Origin of the sequence: Maridesulfovibrio sp. FT414 (genome assembly GCF_050916235.1) — a bacterium.
In the GTDB taxonomy this organism is placed as follows: Bacteria; Desulfobacterota; Desulfovibrionia; order Desulfovibrionales; family Desulfovibrionaceae; genus Maridesulfovibrio.
This window is the reverse complement of sequence record NZ_CP104854.1, coordinates 2,511,909-2,527,129: the sequence shown is the minus strand read 5'-3', so window position 1 is coordinate 2,527,129 and position 15,221 is coordinate 2,511,909. Positions and strand designations below refer to the sequence as shown.

Annotated in this window: 15 protein-coding genes, 1 tRNA gene and 1 pseudogene; 5 read left to right on the top strand and 12 right to left on the bottom strand. The window is 48.1% G+C overall.

The annotated features are described in order from the left end of the window. The first annotated feature begins 192 nt into the window (after nucleotides 1-192). Nucleotides 193-372, top strand: a complete 180-nt coding sequence (locus N7E73_RS11170) for a hypothetical protein (RefSeq protein ID WP_432738890.1) — start codon at nucleotides 193-195, stop codon at nucleotides 370-372. Here N7E73_RS11170 and N7E73_RS11165 read toward each other — a convergent pair. From N7E73_RS11165 to N7E73_RS11145, 5 genes and pseudogenes are all read right to left on the bottom strand, one after another. Further along, nucleotides 330-683 (bottom strand): annotated as a pseudogene (locus tag N7E73_RS11165) (relaxase/mobilization nuclease domain-containing protein); the annotation flags it as partial. The gene N7E73_RS11170 and the pseudogene N7E73_RS11165 overlap by 43 nt on opposite strands. Continuing rightward, nucleotides 680-976, bottom strand: a complete 297-nt coding sequence (locus tag N7E73_RS11160) for a plasmid mobilization protein (protein ID WP_432734828.1) — start codon at nucleotides 974-976, stop codon at nucleotides 680-682. The pseudogene N7E73_RS11165 and the gene N7E73_RS11160, both read right to left, overlap by 4 nt. Next, nucleotides 973-2,349 carry a YfjI family protein gene (locus tag N7E73_RS11155; RefSeq protein WP_432738864.1) on the bottom strand — a complete coding sequence of 459 codons (1,377 nt, stop codon included), beginning with the start codon at nucleotides 2,347-2,349 and terminating at the stop codon, nucleotides 973-975. The genes N7E73_RS11160 and N7E73_RS11155 overlap by 4 nt, the downstream gene beginning before the upstream one ends. 38 nt (nucleotides 2,350-2,387) lie before the next feature. Then, nucleotides 2,388-3,251 (bottom strand): IS3 family transposase, encoded by an 864-nt coding sequence (locus tag N7E73_RS11150; RefSeq protein ID WP_432738863.1) that lies wholly within the window; start codon nucleotides 3,249-3,251, stop codon nucleotides 2,388-2,390. A gap of 11 nt (nucleotides 3,252-3,262) precedes the next feature. Then, nucleotides 3,263-3,547 (bottom strand): transposase, encoded by a 285-nt coding sequence (locus N7E73_RS11145; protein ID WP_432734481.1) that lies wholly within the window; start codon nucleotides 3,545-3,547, stop codon nucleotides 3,263-3,265. 224 nt (nucleotides 3,548-3,771) lie between these two features. Here N7E73_RS11145 and N7E73_RS11140 point away from each other — a divergent pair. Then, nucleotides 3,772-4,934, top strand: a protein-coding gene (locus N7E73_RS11140) for an IS3 family transposase (RefSeq protein ID WP_432734827.1) whose coding sequence is annotated in 2 segments (ribosomal slippage) — nucleotides 3,772-4,047 and nucleotides 4,050-4,934 — 1,161 coding nt in all. Because the reading frame shifts where the segments join, the coding sequence is not laid out codon by codon here. A gap of 249 nt (nucleotides 4,935-5,183) precedes the next feature. Here N7E73_RS11140 and N7E73_RS11135 read toward each other — a convergent pair. The 5 genes from N7E73_RS11135 to N7E73_RS11115 all read right to left on the bottom strand — a co-directional run bounded on the left by N7E73_RS11135 (nucleotide 5,184) and on the right by N7E73_RS11115 (nucleotide 8,391). Then, nucleotides 5,184-6,161 carry an IS110 family transposase gene (locus N7E73_RS11135; protein WP_432734825.1) on the bottom strand — a complete coding sequence of 326 codons (978 nt, stop codon included), beginning with the start codon at nucleotides 6,159-6,161 and terminating at the stop codon, nucleotides 5,184-5,186. A 60-nt stretch (nucleotides 6,162-6,221) separates the two neighbouring features. Next, entirely contained in the window at nucleotides 6,222-6,539 is a 318-nt protein-coding gene (locus tag N7E73_RS11130) for a hypothetical protein (protein WP_432734824.1), read from the bottom strand. Continuing rightward, complete coding sequence (locus tag N7E73_RS11125) at nucleotides 6,536-6,745, bottom strand: helix-turn-helix transcriptional regulator (RefSeq protein ID WP_432734823.1); 210 nt, start codon at nucleotides 6,743-6,745, stop codon at nucleotides 6,536-6,538. Before N7E73_RS11125 ends, N7E73_RS11130 begins: the two co-directional genes overlap by 4 nt. Nucleotides 6,746-7,107: 362 nt before the next feature. Then, the gene (locus N7E73_RS11120; protein ID WP_432734822.1) at nucleotides 7,108-8,058 is read right to left on the bottom strand and encodes a hypothetical protein; all 951 of its coding nucleotides are present in this window, start codon (nucleotides 8,056-8,058) and stop codon (nucleotides 7,108-7,110) included. 246 nt (nucleotides 8,059-8,304) lie between these two features. After that, a tRNA-Leu gene (locus N7E73_RS11115) sits at nucleotides 8,305-8,391 on the bottom strand. A gap of 208 nt (nucleotides 8,392-8,599) precedes the next feature. Between N7E73_RS11115 and N7E73_RS11110 the strand changes: the two genes are divergently transcribed. Genes N7E73_RS11110 through N7E73_RS11100 form a run of 3 tightly spaced genes read left to right on the top strand, consistent with a single transcriptional unit; the run spans nucleotide 8,600 to nucleotide 12,432 of the window. Next, nucleotides 8,600-9,283, top strand: a complete 684-nt coding sequence (locus N7E73_RS11110; protein WP_432734821.1) for a DUF554 domain-containing protein — start codon at nucleotides 8,600-8,602, stop codon at nucleotides 9,281-9,283. Between the two features lie 51 nt (nucleotides 9,284-9,334). Continuing rightward, a complete protein-coding gene (locus N7E73_RS11105) occupies nucleotides 9,335-11,554 on the top strand; it encodes a SpoIIE family protein phosphatase (protein WP_432734820.1) in 2,220 nt (739 codons plus the stop codon). After that, nucleotides 11,551-12,432, top strand: coding sequence for a hypothetical protein (locus N7E73_RS11100; protein ID WP_432734819.1), 882 nt, complete (start codon nucleotides 11,551-11,553; stop codon nucleotides 12,430-12,432). The genes N7E73_RS11105 and N7E73_RS11100 overlap by 4 nt, the downstream gene beginning before the upstream one ends. A gap of 40 nt (nucleotides 12,433-12,472) precedes the next feature. Here the strand turns inward: N7E73_RS11100 and N7E73_RS11095 are convergent, their stop codons facing one another. Continuing rightward, entirely contained in the window at nucleotides 12,473-13,780 is a 1,308-nt protein-coding gene (locus N7E73_RS11095; RefSeq protein ID WP_432734818.1) for an HD-GYP domain-containing protein, read from the bottom strand. After that, the gene (locus N7E73_RS11090) at nucleotides 13,780-14,958 is read right to left on the bottom strand and encodes an HD domain-containing phosphohydrolase (RefSeq protein ID WP_432734816.1); all 1,179 of its coding nucleotides are present in this window, start codon (nucleotides 14,956-14,958) and stop codon (nucleotides 13,780-13,782) included. The genes N7E73_RS11095 and N7E73_RS11090 overlap by 1 nt, the downstream gene beginning before the upstream one ends. Between the last annotated feature and the right edge of the window lie 263 nt (nucleotides 14,959-15,221).

The window sequence follows — 15,221 nt, the reverse complement described above, 5'->3', positions numbered from 1 at the left end:
ACTCGTTTTTTATCTGCTGGCAACTCCAAGGTAATGTAATCCTTACCCCGCCGGACCACGGAAAGCCCCACGTCCTCCAAGGCCTTGACCAGATCCGAACGATCCTTGTGCAGGCCCCCGGCAATGCCTTGAGCGAGATAGTCCGTTACGGTTTTCCTAAAGTCGTGCAGTTGCTTTCCTTTAGGTGAATGAATGTCTTTGCCCGGTTGCAATAGCCGGGACCGTTTCAGTTCATCCGGTCTTGCCCACTCCATGCGTTCATTCCAGAGGTCACGCCAGACGTCATATTGCTTCTGCCAGTTCGGCGGACAGGGATTCATGGCCCTGTCGCTCCGCAATTCAGTACGCGCAATTATGAAATGCATTTCATGATGACCGGCATGGCTGTGCCTTACCCACAGGATTGAATATTGATCCGGCTCCATTCCTGAGAAGGCCACCCTCTCAAAATCATCCATGACCTCTTTTTCGAGTTGTGGTGAAACCTTGTCCTGCGGAGCCCATGAGAGAACCCCTGACGTAAATTTCCATTTACGGGAAGTTGAACCGATTACCCGTTGCACGGTTTCAGGATCTCCACGCAGCACGACTGGCGGAGATTCTTTGCGCCCGTCACGACGGGGGTCAATCACATAGCCGATGGCCTTAGCTCCATTTCCCCGACCATGAGGGAACACCTTCATATACATTTCAGCTCCCTCTCAATTGCGACCAATTCGGCAAGTATGAGGACGGAATCGGCATTACTTTTATATGTATTTGCCCAGCGGGCGAGCTGGTTGATGTTGTTCCCGATCCGGGCAAGGTGAAGCATCTTCTCCCTTTCACGTCTGCTTTTACGAACCCGCCTTTTACCCAAGAGCAGCCGAATAAAGTCCCCATTGGTCATTCCGTTGGCTGCTGCTTCTTCAGTAACGCTCTTTTTCTCCTCCGGTGTAACCCGGACATTCAACCATTCAGTACGGGCCGAACTCATACGACCTCCATTTCACTGGCGTAAACGGAGGGTTCGAAGGGAGGCTTGCCTCCCTCGCCAGCCCCCACGGGGACATCTGTCGCGTAGCGGACAGTGTCACAGTGGGTAGGCTGGCTAGAATCATCTTTTGGAGTCAGTCCACGCACATGAACTGCCGGATGAACCCGATAGCAGGGCCCAGACGGACGGCCCGGACCGTAAGACAGAACCGGAACAGCGACGAGGTATCCATACTCCTCAAGCATGGTTATGCCCTGCTCAATCTGTTTCTTTTTCGGGAACCGGCCACGAATCGCACGCTGACATTCACGGACCGAGAAGGACTCAATCCTCCTATCGGCAATCCATTTCAGCGCAGCCTGAGCGCAGGAAGTCAACTCATCGCACCCCATATCATGAAATGCATACCGGGCATGATGAACGAGCTTCTTTCCAAGCTCAGTAGCTGCCATCATGATGGATGCCTCCACCTTTGACTCAATCTGATGCGCGGAAGCCAGATGCAGCAGACCGGCCAATCGGGCAACCTGCCCCGGAACCTTCCCCGCCCAGTCGGTCATATTCTCCAGGCTGTTACCGGGGCGCAGTTCAGCCTCTATGAGCAGAAAGAAGTTTTTCCACGACTCATATGCCCCGGCACTAAGCAGCAGGGACTGACTCTTTGCATTCATTTCGGAATTGCTTTTAAGGGAAAGCAGGTGTTCAACCCGCTCAAGGAAAGCACGTTCCACCCGCAATGAAACTTGCGGAGGCTCCGCGACCCGGAAACCAAGCCTGCTTTGTCCAAAAAAGTAGAGGAAGCGCGCCAGAAAACCGCGCCCACGGAACTCAGGATTACCAGCCATTGCACGCAGTACATCCGGCTGGGTGGTAACGCAGATAGTCAGCAGCGGATGTTTCAGGCCGATATACTGCCCGTGTTTACGATCCACTCGGCACGGCTCACCACTGAACGCCTTCAGTATCAGATCGAGGTTGGGCATACGACTGTAACGCCCTGCAAAGGTATCAAAGAGGCCACCCTCTGCTTCTATGATGGACATGCATTCATTCTGCTGCTCCATGAGCATAGCCAGACATTCGGGGGTAATGTCGTCAGCAAGCAGACGCGGGACAGTGATCAGCTCCGGCATTTCATCTTCGAGTTCCCGGATTTCTCTAATGATGGAATCCCGACTCTGAGAGTTCTTTGCTTTTGCCGCCAAGTTGCGCCGGTGCTCGATGGCCCGTTCAAGGGTCAACCGTTTTGAACGCGCTTCCTGAGCCAGAGGTCCAACGAGCTGTTCCTGCTCATTTTCCCAGTTGCTCAGAGGTTTGCGTGCGGCATGCGTCACCGCACTTTTTCGCTCTCCGGGTGGAAGCGGAGAAAGCAGGTGAAATGCTACACAAAAAACGGACAGTCCATTTTAGGTTAAGCAGCTAGTTTTGGTTTACGGTAAAATTCCTGTTCATATCGTTCGGGCGAGACATAGCCGATCCCGGCATGTCTGCGCTTCCTATTGTAGAAAATTTCAAGGTAGATGAAGATATCCTGCCTTGCCTGTTCCCGAGTTTTATAGATTGTGCGGTTTACCCGCTCTCTCTTCAGCTTGCTAAAAAAGTTCTCTGCTACAGCATTGTCCCAACAGTTTCCTCGACGACTCATACTGGTTACACAGCCGTGCCTGTGAAGAGCCGATGAAAAGGAGGAACTGGTATACTGACTCCCTCGGTCTGAGTGAAATAGCACCTCTCCCGTAGGACTGCGGTTGTTGATTGCCATGTCCAGTGCGTTACACGCCAGGTCTGCGTCAACTCGGTTGGACATGGACCAGTCGACTATCTTTCTCGAAAAGATATCCTGCACGATTGCCAGATATAACCACCCCTCACCTGTGGGGATGTACGTAATGTCCGATACCCATTTCTGATTTGGAGCACTGGCTGTGAAGTCCCGCGACAACAGGTTCGGTGCAAAAGAATCATCCCGTTTCGTTTTCGGGTAACGATGTTTGCGCACTGTTTGAGACTTCATCCCTTCAGCAGCGAGGACGCGCCTTACGGTTTCCGGGCAGCAATAGAAACCGACTGCTTCGATTACGTCCTCATGTACTTTTCGGTATCCATAAACTCCGCCACTACCTTGGTAAGAATCGCTGGCAGCTTGGCGAATCGTTTCCCGCCGTTTCTGCTGCTCACTTGGCAGCCTTTTTTGCCAGTCATAGTAACCACTTCTACTAACGGACAAAACTCGGCACAACAAAATGACTGGATAGAGCCCCTCTTGTTTTGAGATCCAAGCGTACTTTATAGGGACTCCTTGGCAAAGTACGCCGCTGCCTTTTTTAAGATTTCATTCTCCATGCGAAGTCTGGCGTTTTCTTCACGAATCTTTTTCATCTCATCCGCTGCAGAAATATGCTCGAATCCCGGTGGAACATCTTTAATTTTGCCATATTTTTTAGCCCATTGTCGAATTGACCAGGAGCTACATCCAAGCTGTTCCGCAGCTTCGTTATATGAATAGCCAAGCTCAGTAACAAGCTTAGCGGCAGACTTCTTAAATTCATCTGAATACTTTCGGTTACTCATGAGTGCGTCTCCATGAGCTGACCTTAACCTCTCGGAGACTGTCCGTCATCTATAGAGCATATATGGACCCGCCCAGATGGCAAGTAATACTTTTAGACAAATCAAAAGTCAGATGCAGTCATATATCCGGCCTATTTATAAGCATTTTTCTGCTCTGAGAAGTGGGTCCACAAAACTGGACCACGTTTTAAGGTGGACATATAAGAGCCCAAGGAGGCTGTTTCATGTCCAAGAAGAAAAGAACCTTTTCCGCAGAGTTCAAAGCTCGTGTAGCACTTGACGCTTTGTCTGGTGAATATACCCTTACCGAATTGTCCACCAAGTATGGCGTTCATGCCAACCAGATTTCGAAATGGAAGAAGCAGGCCAAGGAAGGGCTTGTCGACATGTTTTCCGGCAAAAAAAATACAGTCCAACAAGATAATGCTGAACAGATAAAGGAATTGCACGCCAAAATCGGGCAATTGACGGTCGAAAAAGATTTTTTGCAGCAAGCCTTCGTAAAAATTTGAGCACAGAACGAAGGCGTGAAGTCGTCGACAAAGGGCATCCGTGTCTCAGCATTCGGCGACAGTGCAACATTCTTGGTTTGCAACGCTCAACATATTACTACCAGCCCATCGGAGAATCCGAATATAACCTGTCACTGATGAAACGGATTGACGAGTTGTTTATGGACTATCCATTTCTTGGGACTCGGCAGATGCGCAATATGCTTCGAGATGAAGGACATCAAGTCGGAAGAGGCCGGGTAAAAAGACTTATGCGCCGGATGGGATTAATGGCTGTTTTTCAGAAGCCCAGAACCAGTCAGAAACATCCTGAGCACAAGATTTATCCGTACTTGCTGCGTAATTTAGAAATTTCCAGACCAAATCATGTTTGGTGCTCTGATATAACCTATATTCCGATGAAAAAAGGCTTCCTGTATCTTGTTGCAATCATGGATTGGCATAGCCGGTCTGTTTTGTCTTGGCGAATATCCAACACCATGGATGCGGATTTCTGCGTCGCCGCTCTTGAGGATGCAATGAACAGATACGGTGTCCCCGAAATCTTCAACACTGATCAAGGGAGTCAGTTTACCAGCTACGAATTCACTAAAACACTGCGAGATACAGGAGTCCAAATCTCCATGGATGGCCGTGGACGCTGGATGGATAACGTGATGATCGAACGCTTATGGCGTTCAGTAAAATATGAATGCGTCTATCTACGTGAATTCTTGTCTGGAAGCGAGTTGCGACAATCTTTGGCAAGGTGGTTTGACTTCTACAACAACCATCGTCCGCATTTTGCTTTTGACGGCAAGAAGCCAATGGAGATATATCAAAAGGGCAACGCCCCAGATGGAGTACCCCATCTGGACACTCGCAAGGCGGCATAACTTGTTAAACTGTCCACCTTAAAAACGCCGCTGAGTGGTCCAGTTAAATAGATCCACTTCTCTGGCCTTGATGGGAATCCGCGCTTTCGATCCTTATCACTTCATCGGCCATGTAGGCCTTGCCCTATATCAGGTTTTTCAAAAGCCGGTCTGACCTGTTTGCCCTCAAATATTTCTTGTGCATCTTTTAGGAGAATTCTTAGTAAACTATGCAACCTGACAATATACTTCATTTTTCTTTAGCACAGCCTAGATAATACGTGCGGTTTTATTTGCTTGAGCTACAGTTGCTTTCATTGTTCCTCGCCTATTCTCAACCGCTGCAAGCCATTTACTGCGCTGATCATCCTTATTCCTACATCGATAAACAACGCTTCTGGCCCCATGAATTAGTAATTTTCTAAGATAGCTGTTGCCTCGTTTACTGATACCCATCAATCTATCTTTTCCTCCAGAAGAATGTTGGCGTGGTGTTAAACCGATCCATGCGGCAAACTGTCTTCCATTTTTGAAAGTATGCACATCGCCGATAGCAGAAACTAAAGCTGTTGCTGTCAATAGACCAATGCCTGGAATGTTCTGTAATTTTTGGCATTCAGTAGACAGTCTGGATAAATTCTGAAGTTGTTTTTCAATGTTGATAATTTTGCCATCCAAATCGACTAACTCAGTGTAAAGGTCAGAAAGATAATTTCTTTCAATTATTGTTAACTGGTTAGACAAGTCTTCAAAAAGAATCGGTAGCATATTGCGTATTTTGGATATGCCTTGAGAAACAGAAATTCCAGATTCCAGCAGAAGTCCTCTGATCTGGTTGCATAAACTTGTCCTGTTTCTGACCAACCGTTCTCTTATGCGATGCAAAGCTTGAAGACTCAGTTGTTCTTTGCTTTTTGTCGGGACAAATCTCATGTTGGGTCTAGATACAGCTTCACAAACGGCTTCAGCATCATTTGCGTCGTTTTTGTTTGTCTTGACGTAGGCCTTTACATACTGCGGTGGCATTTGATGAACATCATGTCCGAGTTGTTCTAATTCACGAGCCCAAAAATGAGATCCACAACAAGCTTCAATGCCAATTAGACAAGGTTTTAAATTCGCGAAATATGGTAGAATATTTCGCCGAGTAAGCCTTTTTTTCAAAACAACCTTTCCCGCAGAATCTACTCCATGAAGTTGAAAAACATTTTTTGCCAAATCAATGCCGATGGTACTAATATTTTTCATTGGACCCGTTCCTTACGTTTGAGTTTGAACGTTACGTACAAGCTTAGTGGCAGTTTATGCTTACCGCTGTGAAAAAGCCAAAGAGTTTATGTACGGGCGGGTCCATCCCATTACTTCAAGGTATAGATTCAAGGACTCGTGATAGCCGTCCTTTACCTGTATCTGGAACCTACGCTGCGCTACGGTTGATAGGACTCCAAAGAGATTGCAGAGAACCATCTCATACGGAACCTGCAAAGACTCGCTGAGTTCATGGCTGTAGTCGGCCAGAATTGAAGGAAGTGAGATTGAGGCAAGCGAGGGCGGGTCCTTGGGCCCCAATGGAACAGGGGCCTTGTTCCCGAACAGAGAGAGAATGTCGTGACCGGACTCGTTCATCTGTGCCTCGACAAGTCAGCCAGTTCTTCAAGAGGAATGACCTTGCAGGATTCCACATAAGCGTCCAGATCCTTTGGATCGTAGCCGACACGCCTACCGATTTTAATGTAACGCGGCCCTTTTCCAAGACAACGCCATACTTCAAGAGTTCCGGGGCTGAGTCCCAATCTTTCAGCAGCTTCTTTCGTGCTTAATAGTCCTTGCATCGTTTTCTCCTTGTTGGTTGGAGGTATTTTTTGTTCGATGCAAGACAATCACGTTTAATCGGCCAGTAAAACCATATGAAAGGGTGGAACTTCTGTGCCGCCCCCTTCAAGTTCTGTCGTGGGCTTACAGAACTTGGAGGCAAAAACATGCTATATTTTAGTCCATTAGCAAAATAGGCCTTGCTTAGAAGACCGAAGCAAAAAACTTCAAACTTTTCTGACAGAACAGGGGAGAGTAAAATATATTCAAGCCATTCTAAAACGGATGTGTAAAAGAAAAACAATTGGAGAACGCGGGACAAAATGGACAAAATGGACAAATCCTCAGTTTTGTCCATTTTGTCCATTTTGTCCCTAGGTTTTTATTTTGAACTATTACCTTCGATCCGAAATTCGATTGGAAGGTTTTCACGAAACTCCTCTATAACCGTATTTGCTGGACGGCACAGCTTCAAATTTTGGATGTAATCATTATTTACAACCTTATCTGCAATTGCTTTAAATTCTTTGTGTGAAAATTCTTTTTTGGGAGATGGATCTTGCACCATTTCAAGCATCATATTAGCAAAGAAATATATTTCCTTACGAGCCGCATCTAACTTCTTATCAGACTTGGCAACACGAGCCTTCTGAGTGCGATATTTAGCAAGTCTTACTTTCATCTTCTTGATTTCTGAATTTTCCATCGCAGCAATACGTATATTTTCAGCTGAGAACCTAGAATACCTCTTTTCCACCCTCTCAACCTCATCAAGATCGAAGAAGCACCTTTCATCAAACAGCCTGATTGCTCTTACCTTCCTGCTAAAAAATGAAGAATGGAAAAATAATATTTTTTCAAACTTTGCCAAGTTATTCTCAAACAACAAATATACATTCAATCTTGTTTCGAGCACGGCATTAATAAAATCTGCACCGGACTCTCTGTCCCATCGTTGCCTCAGAGTTGCGGCAGAAATTCTTCTCTTTACTTCTTTTTTATGAAACAAGCTCATGTTCTCTATTATGAATGAAATCGCAAAGTAAAAAACATAAGTCGTCACGCCAAAAACAAAGGCCAGAACAAACATATAGGTCAAAATCGAACCGTCTGGATCTCTAGGGGCATATTTCGAAATGAGTGCAGGACCAAACATGCTGAAAAACAATACAGCCACCTTTATCAGACGATCCTGAAGAGGCATTTCCTGAAACAGAGGCTGAATAAGGTTCTCACGTTCTGGGCTTTCGCCCTTAGGTTGTGTTTTTCCATTTTCAGAACCACTCAGATCTGAAAGAACTTCAACAGACTTATCTTCTTGTGTTTCTTTCATTCTCAAACTCCATGCTATTCAAAGATTTTTATCCTCCCTTAACCGAGCTATATTTTTTTTACAAATCGCTTATTGATTAACTGAACTCTCCCCACACGTCGGCATGGGGAGCAAAAAAAGGTAAAATTTGAGCTTAATCAAACTTTTTTCACTTTTTTTGATTTTATGGGGAAGAGTATGGGGAGAGCAATTTTAGGCATGAAAAAAGGGTCTTTCGCTTGCTGCGAAAAACCCTTTAATTTCAAGTGGTACCGGGAGCGAGACTCGAACTCGCAAGGCGTTGCCGCCGGCGGATTTTGAGTCCGCTGCGTCTACCAATTCCGCCATCCCGGCATATGTGAGGGATTGTTAATATTAGATACCGAGTCTTGTGTCAAGGCTATTTGGGACCCGTAAAAACATTTGCAGCGCCTTTATAGTTCAATAATCTTTTATTACATAAAGATTCCTTAACGTCTTGCCATGCCCCTATTGTAAAGGACTGCACTCAGTGATACTCATAACCGCCTATCCACAATCTATCCAATCAGAGAGTTCTCCCATGATACCTACCGGATCACTTGTAAACGGAGCAGCCATCATCGGCGGTTCCATCATCGGTATTCTGCTGCACAGCCGCTTTCCCGAGCGCATCAGGGAAATAATCTTTCAGTCCCTCGGCCTTGGCGTAATCCTTATCGGAATACAGATGTCCCTGAAAGTTCAGGACATCCTGATCTTAATTTTCAGTCTGCTCATCGGCGGTGTCATCGGAGAACTTCTGCGCCTCGACACCATATTTGAGAAACTTGCCGGCAAACTGAAGAAAGCAGTGGGGTCCAAGGATACCGGATTCGTGGACGGCATGATCACCGCATCGCTGATATTCTGCATCGGCGCCATGGCAATCATCGGTTCTTTTGAGGAAGGCATCAAGGGCGATGCTACCGTACTCTACACCAAATCAATTCTGGACGGATTTGCCGCCATTGCGCTGGCATCTTCCTACGGACTGGGCGTGTTGTTCTCCTTCATCCCGGTGGTCATCTATCAAGGCTCACTGACCATTTTTGCCAGTGTATTTCAGGAATGGTTCTCACCGCTCATAATAGCCCAGCTTACCGCCACTGGCGGCCTGCTCATCATCGGCATAAGCCTGACACTGCTGGACATTAAACGCATTAATCTGGCCAATCTCCTTCCGTCACTTGGTGTGGTCATCATTCTTACAGCTTTCCTGAACTGACGTAATTTGTATTTGTCAAAAGGATTTCACCTTTTACTCATTGAATAATCCATGTGGATGGGTTTAAATGTTCCCATGAAAATCCGCTGGAAAATACTTATTATACTGCTGACCTTCTCCCTTGTGCCCCTGTTCGTGCTGAAAACCCACGGACTGAATTCGCTCAAGACCCTGGGGTCAGACCTGCAGGCCCAGACCAGAATGACTCTGCTGGAAAGGGCTACGGAGAGCCTGTCACGGCAGGCCAAAGGCACTGCCGCCATGATCAACCTTGAAGACCGCCTCTACCGCACAACCCTTAAGAGCGTGCAGGGTGAAGCTGAAATCAGATTGACGGACGACGACGTGGCTCCAATGCAGAGCAAGCCCTATATAACCACCCCGGACGGAAGCGAAGACCCCCCTGCCCTGATAAACAACCCGGCTTACAAAAAAAGAGCCCTGATGGGCAAAGGGATGAACCGCAAGGAGCAGCACACCATGGCTGCAATCCAGCGCGGTGATTTAATTGACCTGCCGATTTCGCTTGATCACGTTTCATTCTGGCTTCCCATGGGGCTTTCCAGGAAACAGGCAGCACAGGGGATATCCAGACTTGCTCCCCTGCTGCATGCATTTCAGGCCTGCTGGTCCACCCTGGGAGATCTGGTTCTCTGGCAGGAAGTGATACTTGAGAACGGACTTGTGGTTACATACCCGGCTCATGACTCTTTTCCCAGAAAATACGATGCCCGGACCCATCCATGGTATACGGAGCTGAAAAAAAGTATGGAGGCTGGCTGGGCCCTGCCTTTCCCGGATGCTGCAACAAGAACCCTGTGCTACCGTCTATCCGCCCCGCTGACAGATCATGACGGTAAATTTATTGGAGCAGCATCTCTGGTCATCCCTGTCGGAGCGGCTCTCAACAGCTCTCTGATAGTTGGAAACAATGGCCGGACCGAAACCATGATGGTATCCTCCCGCCTTGATGAAAAAGAACATCGCAACTCCCTGCTTGTGGTCGGTAAGGTCGGCGATGACCCTCTGCAGGACACCGTCCACACAATGCCTGGAAGATTCTGGCTGGCCCCGCCGGAACCGGAATGGCTGACCGAGGACACCCCTGAATTCGAAACCCTGATAGAAGATGTAAGCAAGGGGGACTCAGGAGTTCTCCAGATGAACTTCAAGGGCATTCCGTGTCTCTGGACATACAGCCCCATAAACAAGTCCCTGTCTCTGCTGCTCATCACCCCGGTCCGCGACTTTACGGCCGAAGCGGATGAAGCCGAGCAGTATGTTCGCGAAAGTATTGCCAACCAGTACGAGGGGACTTCGTGGATTGCAATTTTTGTCATCGCAGCCATAGCGCTGGTGGCCTATTTCGCGTCCAAAAGCTTTTCGCGCCCCATCAGCAAGTTGTCCGAAGCAGTTATCAAGGTCGGAAACGGGGACTGGGATGTCCGGGCGGACTTTCACTCGAAAGATGAGCTGGGTGAACTTGCCGCCAACTTCAACAACATGGTTCCCCAGCTAAGGGAACACTCGGCAACCCAGCAGGCTCTGTCCCTTGCAGATGAAGCCCAGCAGTCACTGTTTCCGCAGGGCCCGCCGGTAGTGGACGGGGCCGACATCGGAGCGCGCTGTGTATTCTCCGAAAAAACAGGCGGAGATTATTATGACTTTCTTGGCTGCAGGACCTGCGGGCCCAAAACTTTTGCCGCTTCCATCGGAGATGTTTCAGGGCACGGAATAAGTGCGGCCCTGCTCATGACCAGTGCCCGGGCTTATATCAGGGCACTGACAGGACAGGGAATCGCGCTGGTTGATATTATCAGCCGGGTAAACAGGCTGATCACAAAGGACTGCTCCAAAACGGGGCATTTCATGACCGCCTTTACCTTTATCTGCAGCATAGAAGAAAAAAAAATAAACTGGATCAGAGCCGGACATGACCCGGCACTGTTGTATACCCCGGCAGAAGATACTTTCGAAGAACTGCTGGGAGGTGGGATGGCTCTTGGGGTTGATGAGAATTTCCTGTACATGGAAAATGTCACCACGATAAAGTCAGGACAGATCCTGATCCTGTATACGGACGGAATCTGGGAAGCCCACAGCCCGGCAGGGGAGATTTTCGGCAAAGACAAACTGCGCCGTATTATCTGCGAAAACTGCCACAAACCGGCCCAGGACATGGTGGACCTGCTCCTGAACGAAGTTCAGAATCATCGCAAAGGTCTGCCACTTGAAGACGACTGCACAGCCATAATTGTAAAATTCTTATGAAATATTCAGCATACGAACTTGCCACCTACGCCTTCGACCCCCTGCACGCCTTCTGGGAAAATGAAAAAACCCAGCGGGCGGTGGCCGGGGCACTGATTGCCTGTTTTATCGCGGCCCTGCTGGGCATTGAACTCGGCAGACACGGACTTCTTCCGGCAGCCATCGCAGCCAAAACACCAACGAGCCACTACGCAGCCGTCGGCATTGCCTTCACTCTGGTTCTGGTGCTGGAGGTAATAAGCCTGATCTTCGTTCTTCCGTGCTCATTTTCCAAATCAGTGGGCAAGCAGTTCGAAATCCTGTGCCTGATCCTGATGCGGAATTCATTCAAAGAGCTGGTGAATTTTCCCGAACCGATTTCGTTCACAGGAAACATGACTCCCATTTACCAGATTCTGTCAGACGGAGTGGGAGCCTTTGCCGTATTCGTTCTTCTAGGCATCTACTACCACATCCAGAAACCGGGCAGGCCGCTGAAACCGTCCTTCAAATTCAGCTACGTAGCCTCAAAGAAACTAGTGGCCCTGCTTCTGCTCGGTCTCTTCGCCGGACTTGGAGCCTATGATTTCTATCTGATCTCCAAGGGCAGGCACGCATTCGACTTTTTCAGCACCTTTTACACGGTACTGATTTTCAGCGACATCCTGCTGGTGCTAATTTCTCAACGTTATCTTCCCACTTTCCACGCGGTCTTCCGAAATTCCGGTTTTGCACTGGTAACCCTGCTCATCCGGCTGGCCCTGGCGTCTCCGCCATTTTACAATGCGGCCCTCGGCGTTGTTTCGGCAGCCTTCGCAGTGTTGCTGACGCTGGCCTACAACTCCTTCTACGGAGCTGGGCAAGGAACTAAATCTCCCCAGTTGCCACCAGAATCCTAGTTTACAAGCCGGGCAGTAAATCCGTAAAGGCTGCAACGTATCAGTGCTGGTCAGACTGCGTGCCAGAAGAAAAGGTGGGGTCAACAAAATATGTGATTCGTGCCCGGGGAGAGAGGTATTCGTAGACTTCCTTCTCAAGCTTTGCAGGGCTGAGTGAATCCGTAATATACAGGTCGGTTTCCTTCTCAAGGTCTATTATCAATGCTTCATTCTGAGGAACCTGCGGATCATAGAGAACCAGACTGGGTTGCAGCGGCTTTGCCAAATTCACAGATATTACCATGCCTAGAATTTCGTTATTCAGGACCACAATTGTTCCCGGCGGATAGATGCCCATACAATGGATGAACACAGACAGATGCTCCTTGTCGAACATCTGTGAACAGCGCGAGAACATATAGGACAGTGCCTGATAGGGCGTAAGGGACTTGGCAATGTCACGCTTATTGATAAGTTTATCGTAAAAATTAGCAACTGAAAGGACCATTGCAAGCTTGCTTATGCTGCCACCGCACAACCCCCTTGGAAAACCTTTCCCGTCAAAACGCTCATGGTGCTGATAGACCACGTCCATGGATTCCACTGGAAATTCCTGATTCCCGGACAGCAGAGCAACCCCGAAATACGGATGCTTGCGAAGGAGCAACATCTCCGGCTTGGTGAGCTTGTCCCTCTTGTAGAGCACTTTCTTTTCTATTCTGGACTTCCCGATGTCATGGAAGATGGCTCCCAAAGCCAGGTGGGCCATTTCATCATCGGTGAAGCCGAGCGAACGTCCAAGAATCAACGCCAGTACGGTTACGTTCAAGGAATGGTAGTAGATATTATCCTTCTTGTTACCCTGCATATTCAGAACATGCATTATGGCTTCCCTGTCCCGCACGAAATATCCTGAGAGCTCGTTCGAAAGCTGTATGGCTTCATCCAGGTACTGGGCGTTACCACGATTTATGGAAAGCATTATGTTTTCTATCTGATCCGCGGAAATGGTGTACTGCCTTTCCGCCCGCGCAACCGATTCCTTCTTCGCTTTGAGAATCTCTATCCGCTGCCGCTTTTCTTCATAAAATGCGTCCGGCACAGGATTCTCACCGGGAAGGGAAAACGCTGGCCTGACAGCTTCCTTCTTTGCACTCTTCAACGGGGCCACAAGACTTTTATCAGGAATGCAAACCACTTTCTTAAGCCCCAAGGCCTTAAGGGTTTCGATCTGATCATCACTCTTTATCCTGAAACTACTCGTAAGGAATGGATGACGATACCATGGCACACCTTCAACGCGAATAAAGACGCCGACCCTGAGCCGTTCAACTTCAATCCTGTACTCCTTACTTTCCTGCTCCATCATCAAACCTCTCCGGCAATTGACAAATCATCAGGGCCGTGACTTTCCCTGACTTTAATCTTTCGGGTAATATCGAGAATATTTTCACCGTTTTTATATATATAATCGATATTACTATCTGTAAGAACCTGCCCTTTTGATATAAATTTAACCTTCCTGCCTTTTACCGTGCCAAAAACATCCTCCGCGATGGTCATCCCTGCTTCCAGTCCCAGCGGATAGACTTCTCGGACATAGTAACAGGCATCCCTGCCCAGAAAGTCCACAAGACAGGTTATCACGCCCGGGTCATAGCGTTCTGGTCGCCTTTTCAGCATGGCAATGACTTCTCCCTTGGATCTGTCTCCCATACTCAAACGGTCATAATCTGAAACAACCTTCAGTATTCTTGCTCCAAGCGGAATCTCGTCCCCTGCAACCTTTCCGTCCCCGACATCCTGCAGATAATGAGCTTCCTGCAGAGAAAGAATCGTTGCCACACTCTCAAGACGCGGCACACCGGATATGAGCTTGGACGAATAGCGGGTATGTTGAACATAAACCTCATAATCATACCCCTTGAGAACAGTACCCTCTTCCACTTTTTCCAGTAAAGGTTCCGGAAGGAATACAAAACCGATCATCGACAGGACAGCTGCTATCTCGGTGCTCCACGGATCAGGGTCACCAAGCTTTCTGGACAGAGACTTGATGGTCGGCAGCATCCTCGTTGTCCGAGCATTGCGCTCCGGTTTAAGCAGAGAAGCAACGTCACTTACCAGCCGAATGACACTCCCGACGCTCTTGTCCATCATTTCCTGCCCATAATTCAGGCAGCGATGATATTCAAAGGCATCACGCAATGCCTTGCGCATCACACTGGCAGAACATGGCTTGGGCAGGAAACGGAATACCCCGCATTCATTAATGGCATTGACTGCTACATTATAGTTCTTGTTACCGCAGATAAGTATGCGGACTACCCCGGGAAACAACTCCCTGGCCTTGGCCAGAAACTCTGTTCCGCGCATTCCGGGCAACACATAATCCGCAATAACAACCTGATACGGAGTTGAGGAGACCAAAGCCTCAAGCCCCTCCTCTCCGCTTCCCGCACATGTAAGACTTGCCTTGTCACCGATAATCTTTCTGAAGACGGTATTACAAACGTTCCCACCTTCAACGAGTAAAATATTTCTCATGAGGGCTCCCCCCTGACTATGTCCCTACCCCCACCTTATTACACATAAAAAAATAAATCACCTCATCAGGGATATTAAACAGGGTGGCAGGTGAAATTATCATTGCTCCGCAAACGAATAGACAATTTATTCAGCAAGTAGGGCCACAACCAGAGCATCAAGAAACATTAGCCCGAGCAATTGAAAGCTACGCAACAAAAGCAAAGAAAGTACTCACTCGCAGAAATTGTATATAAATACACCTGCAATAGGATAATATACCA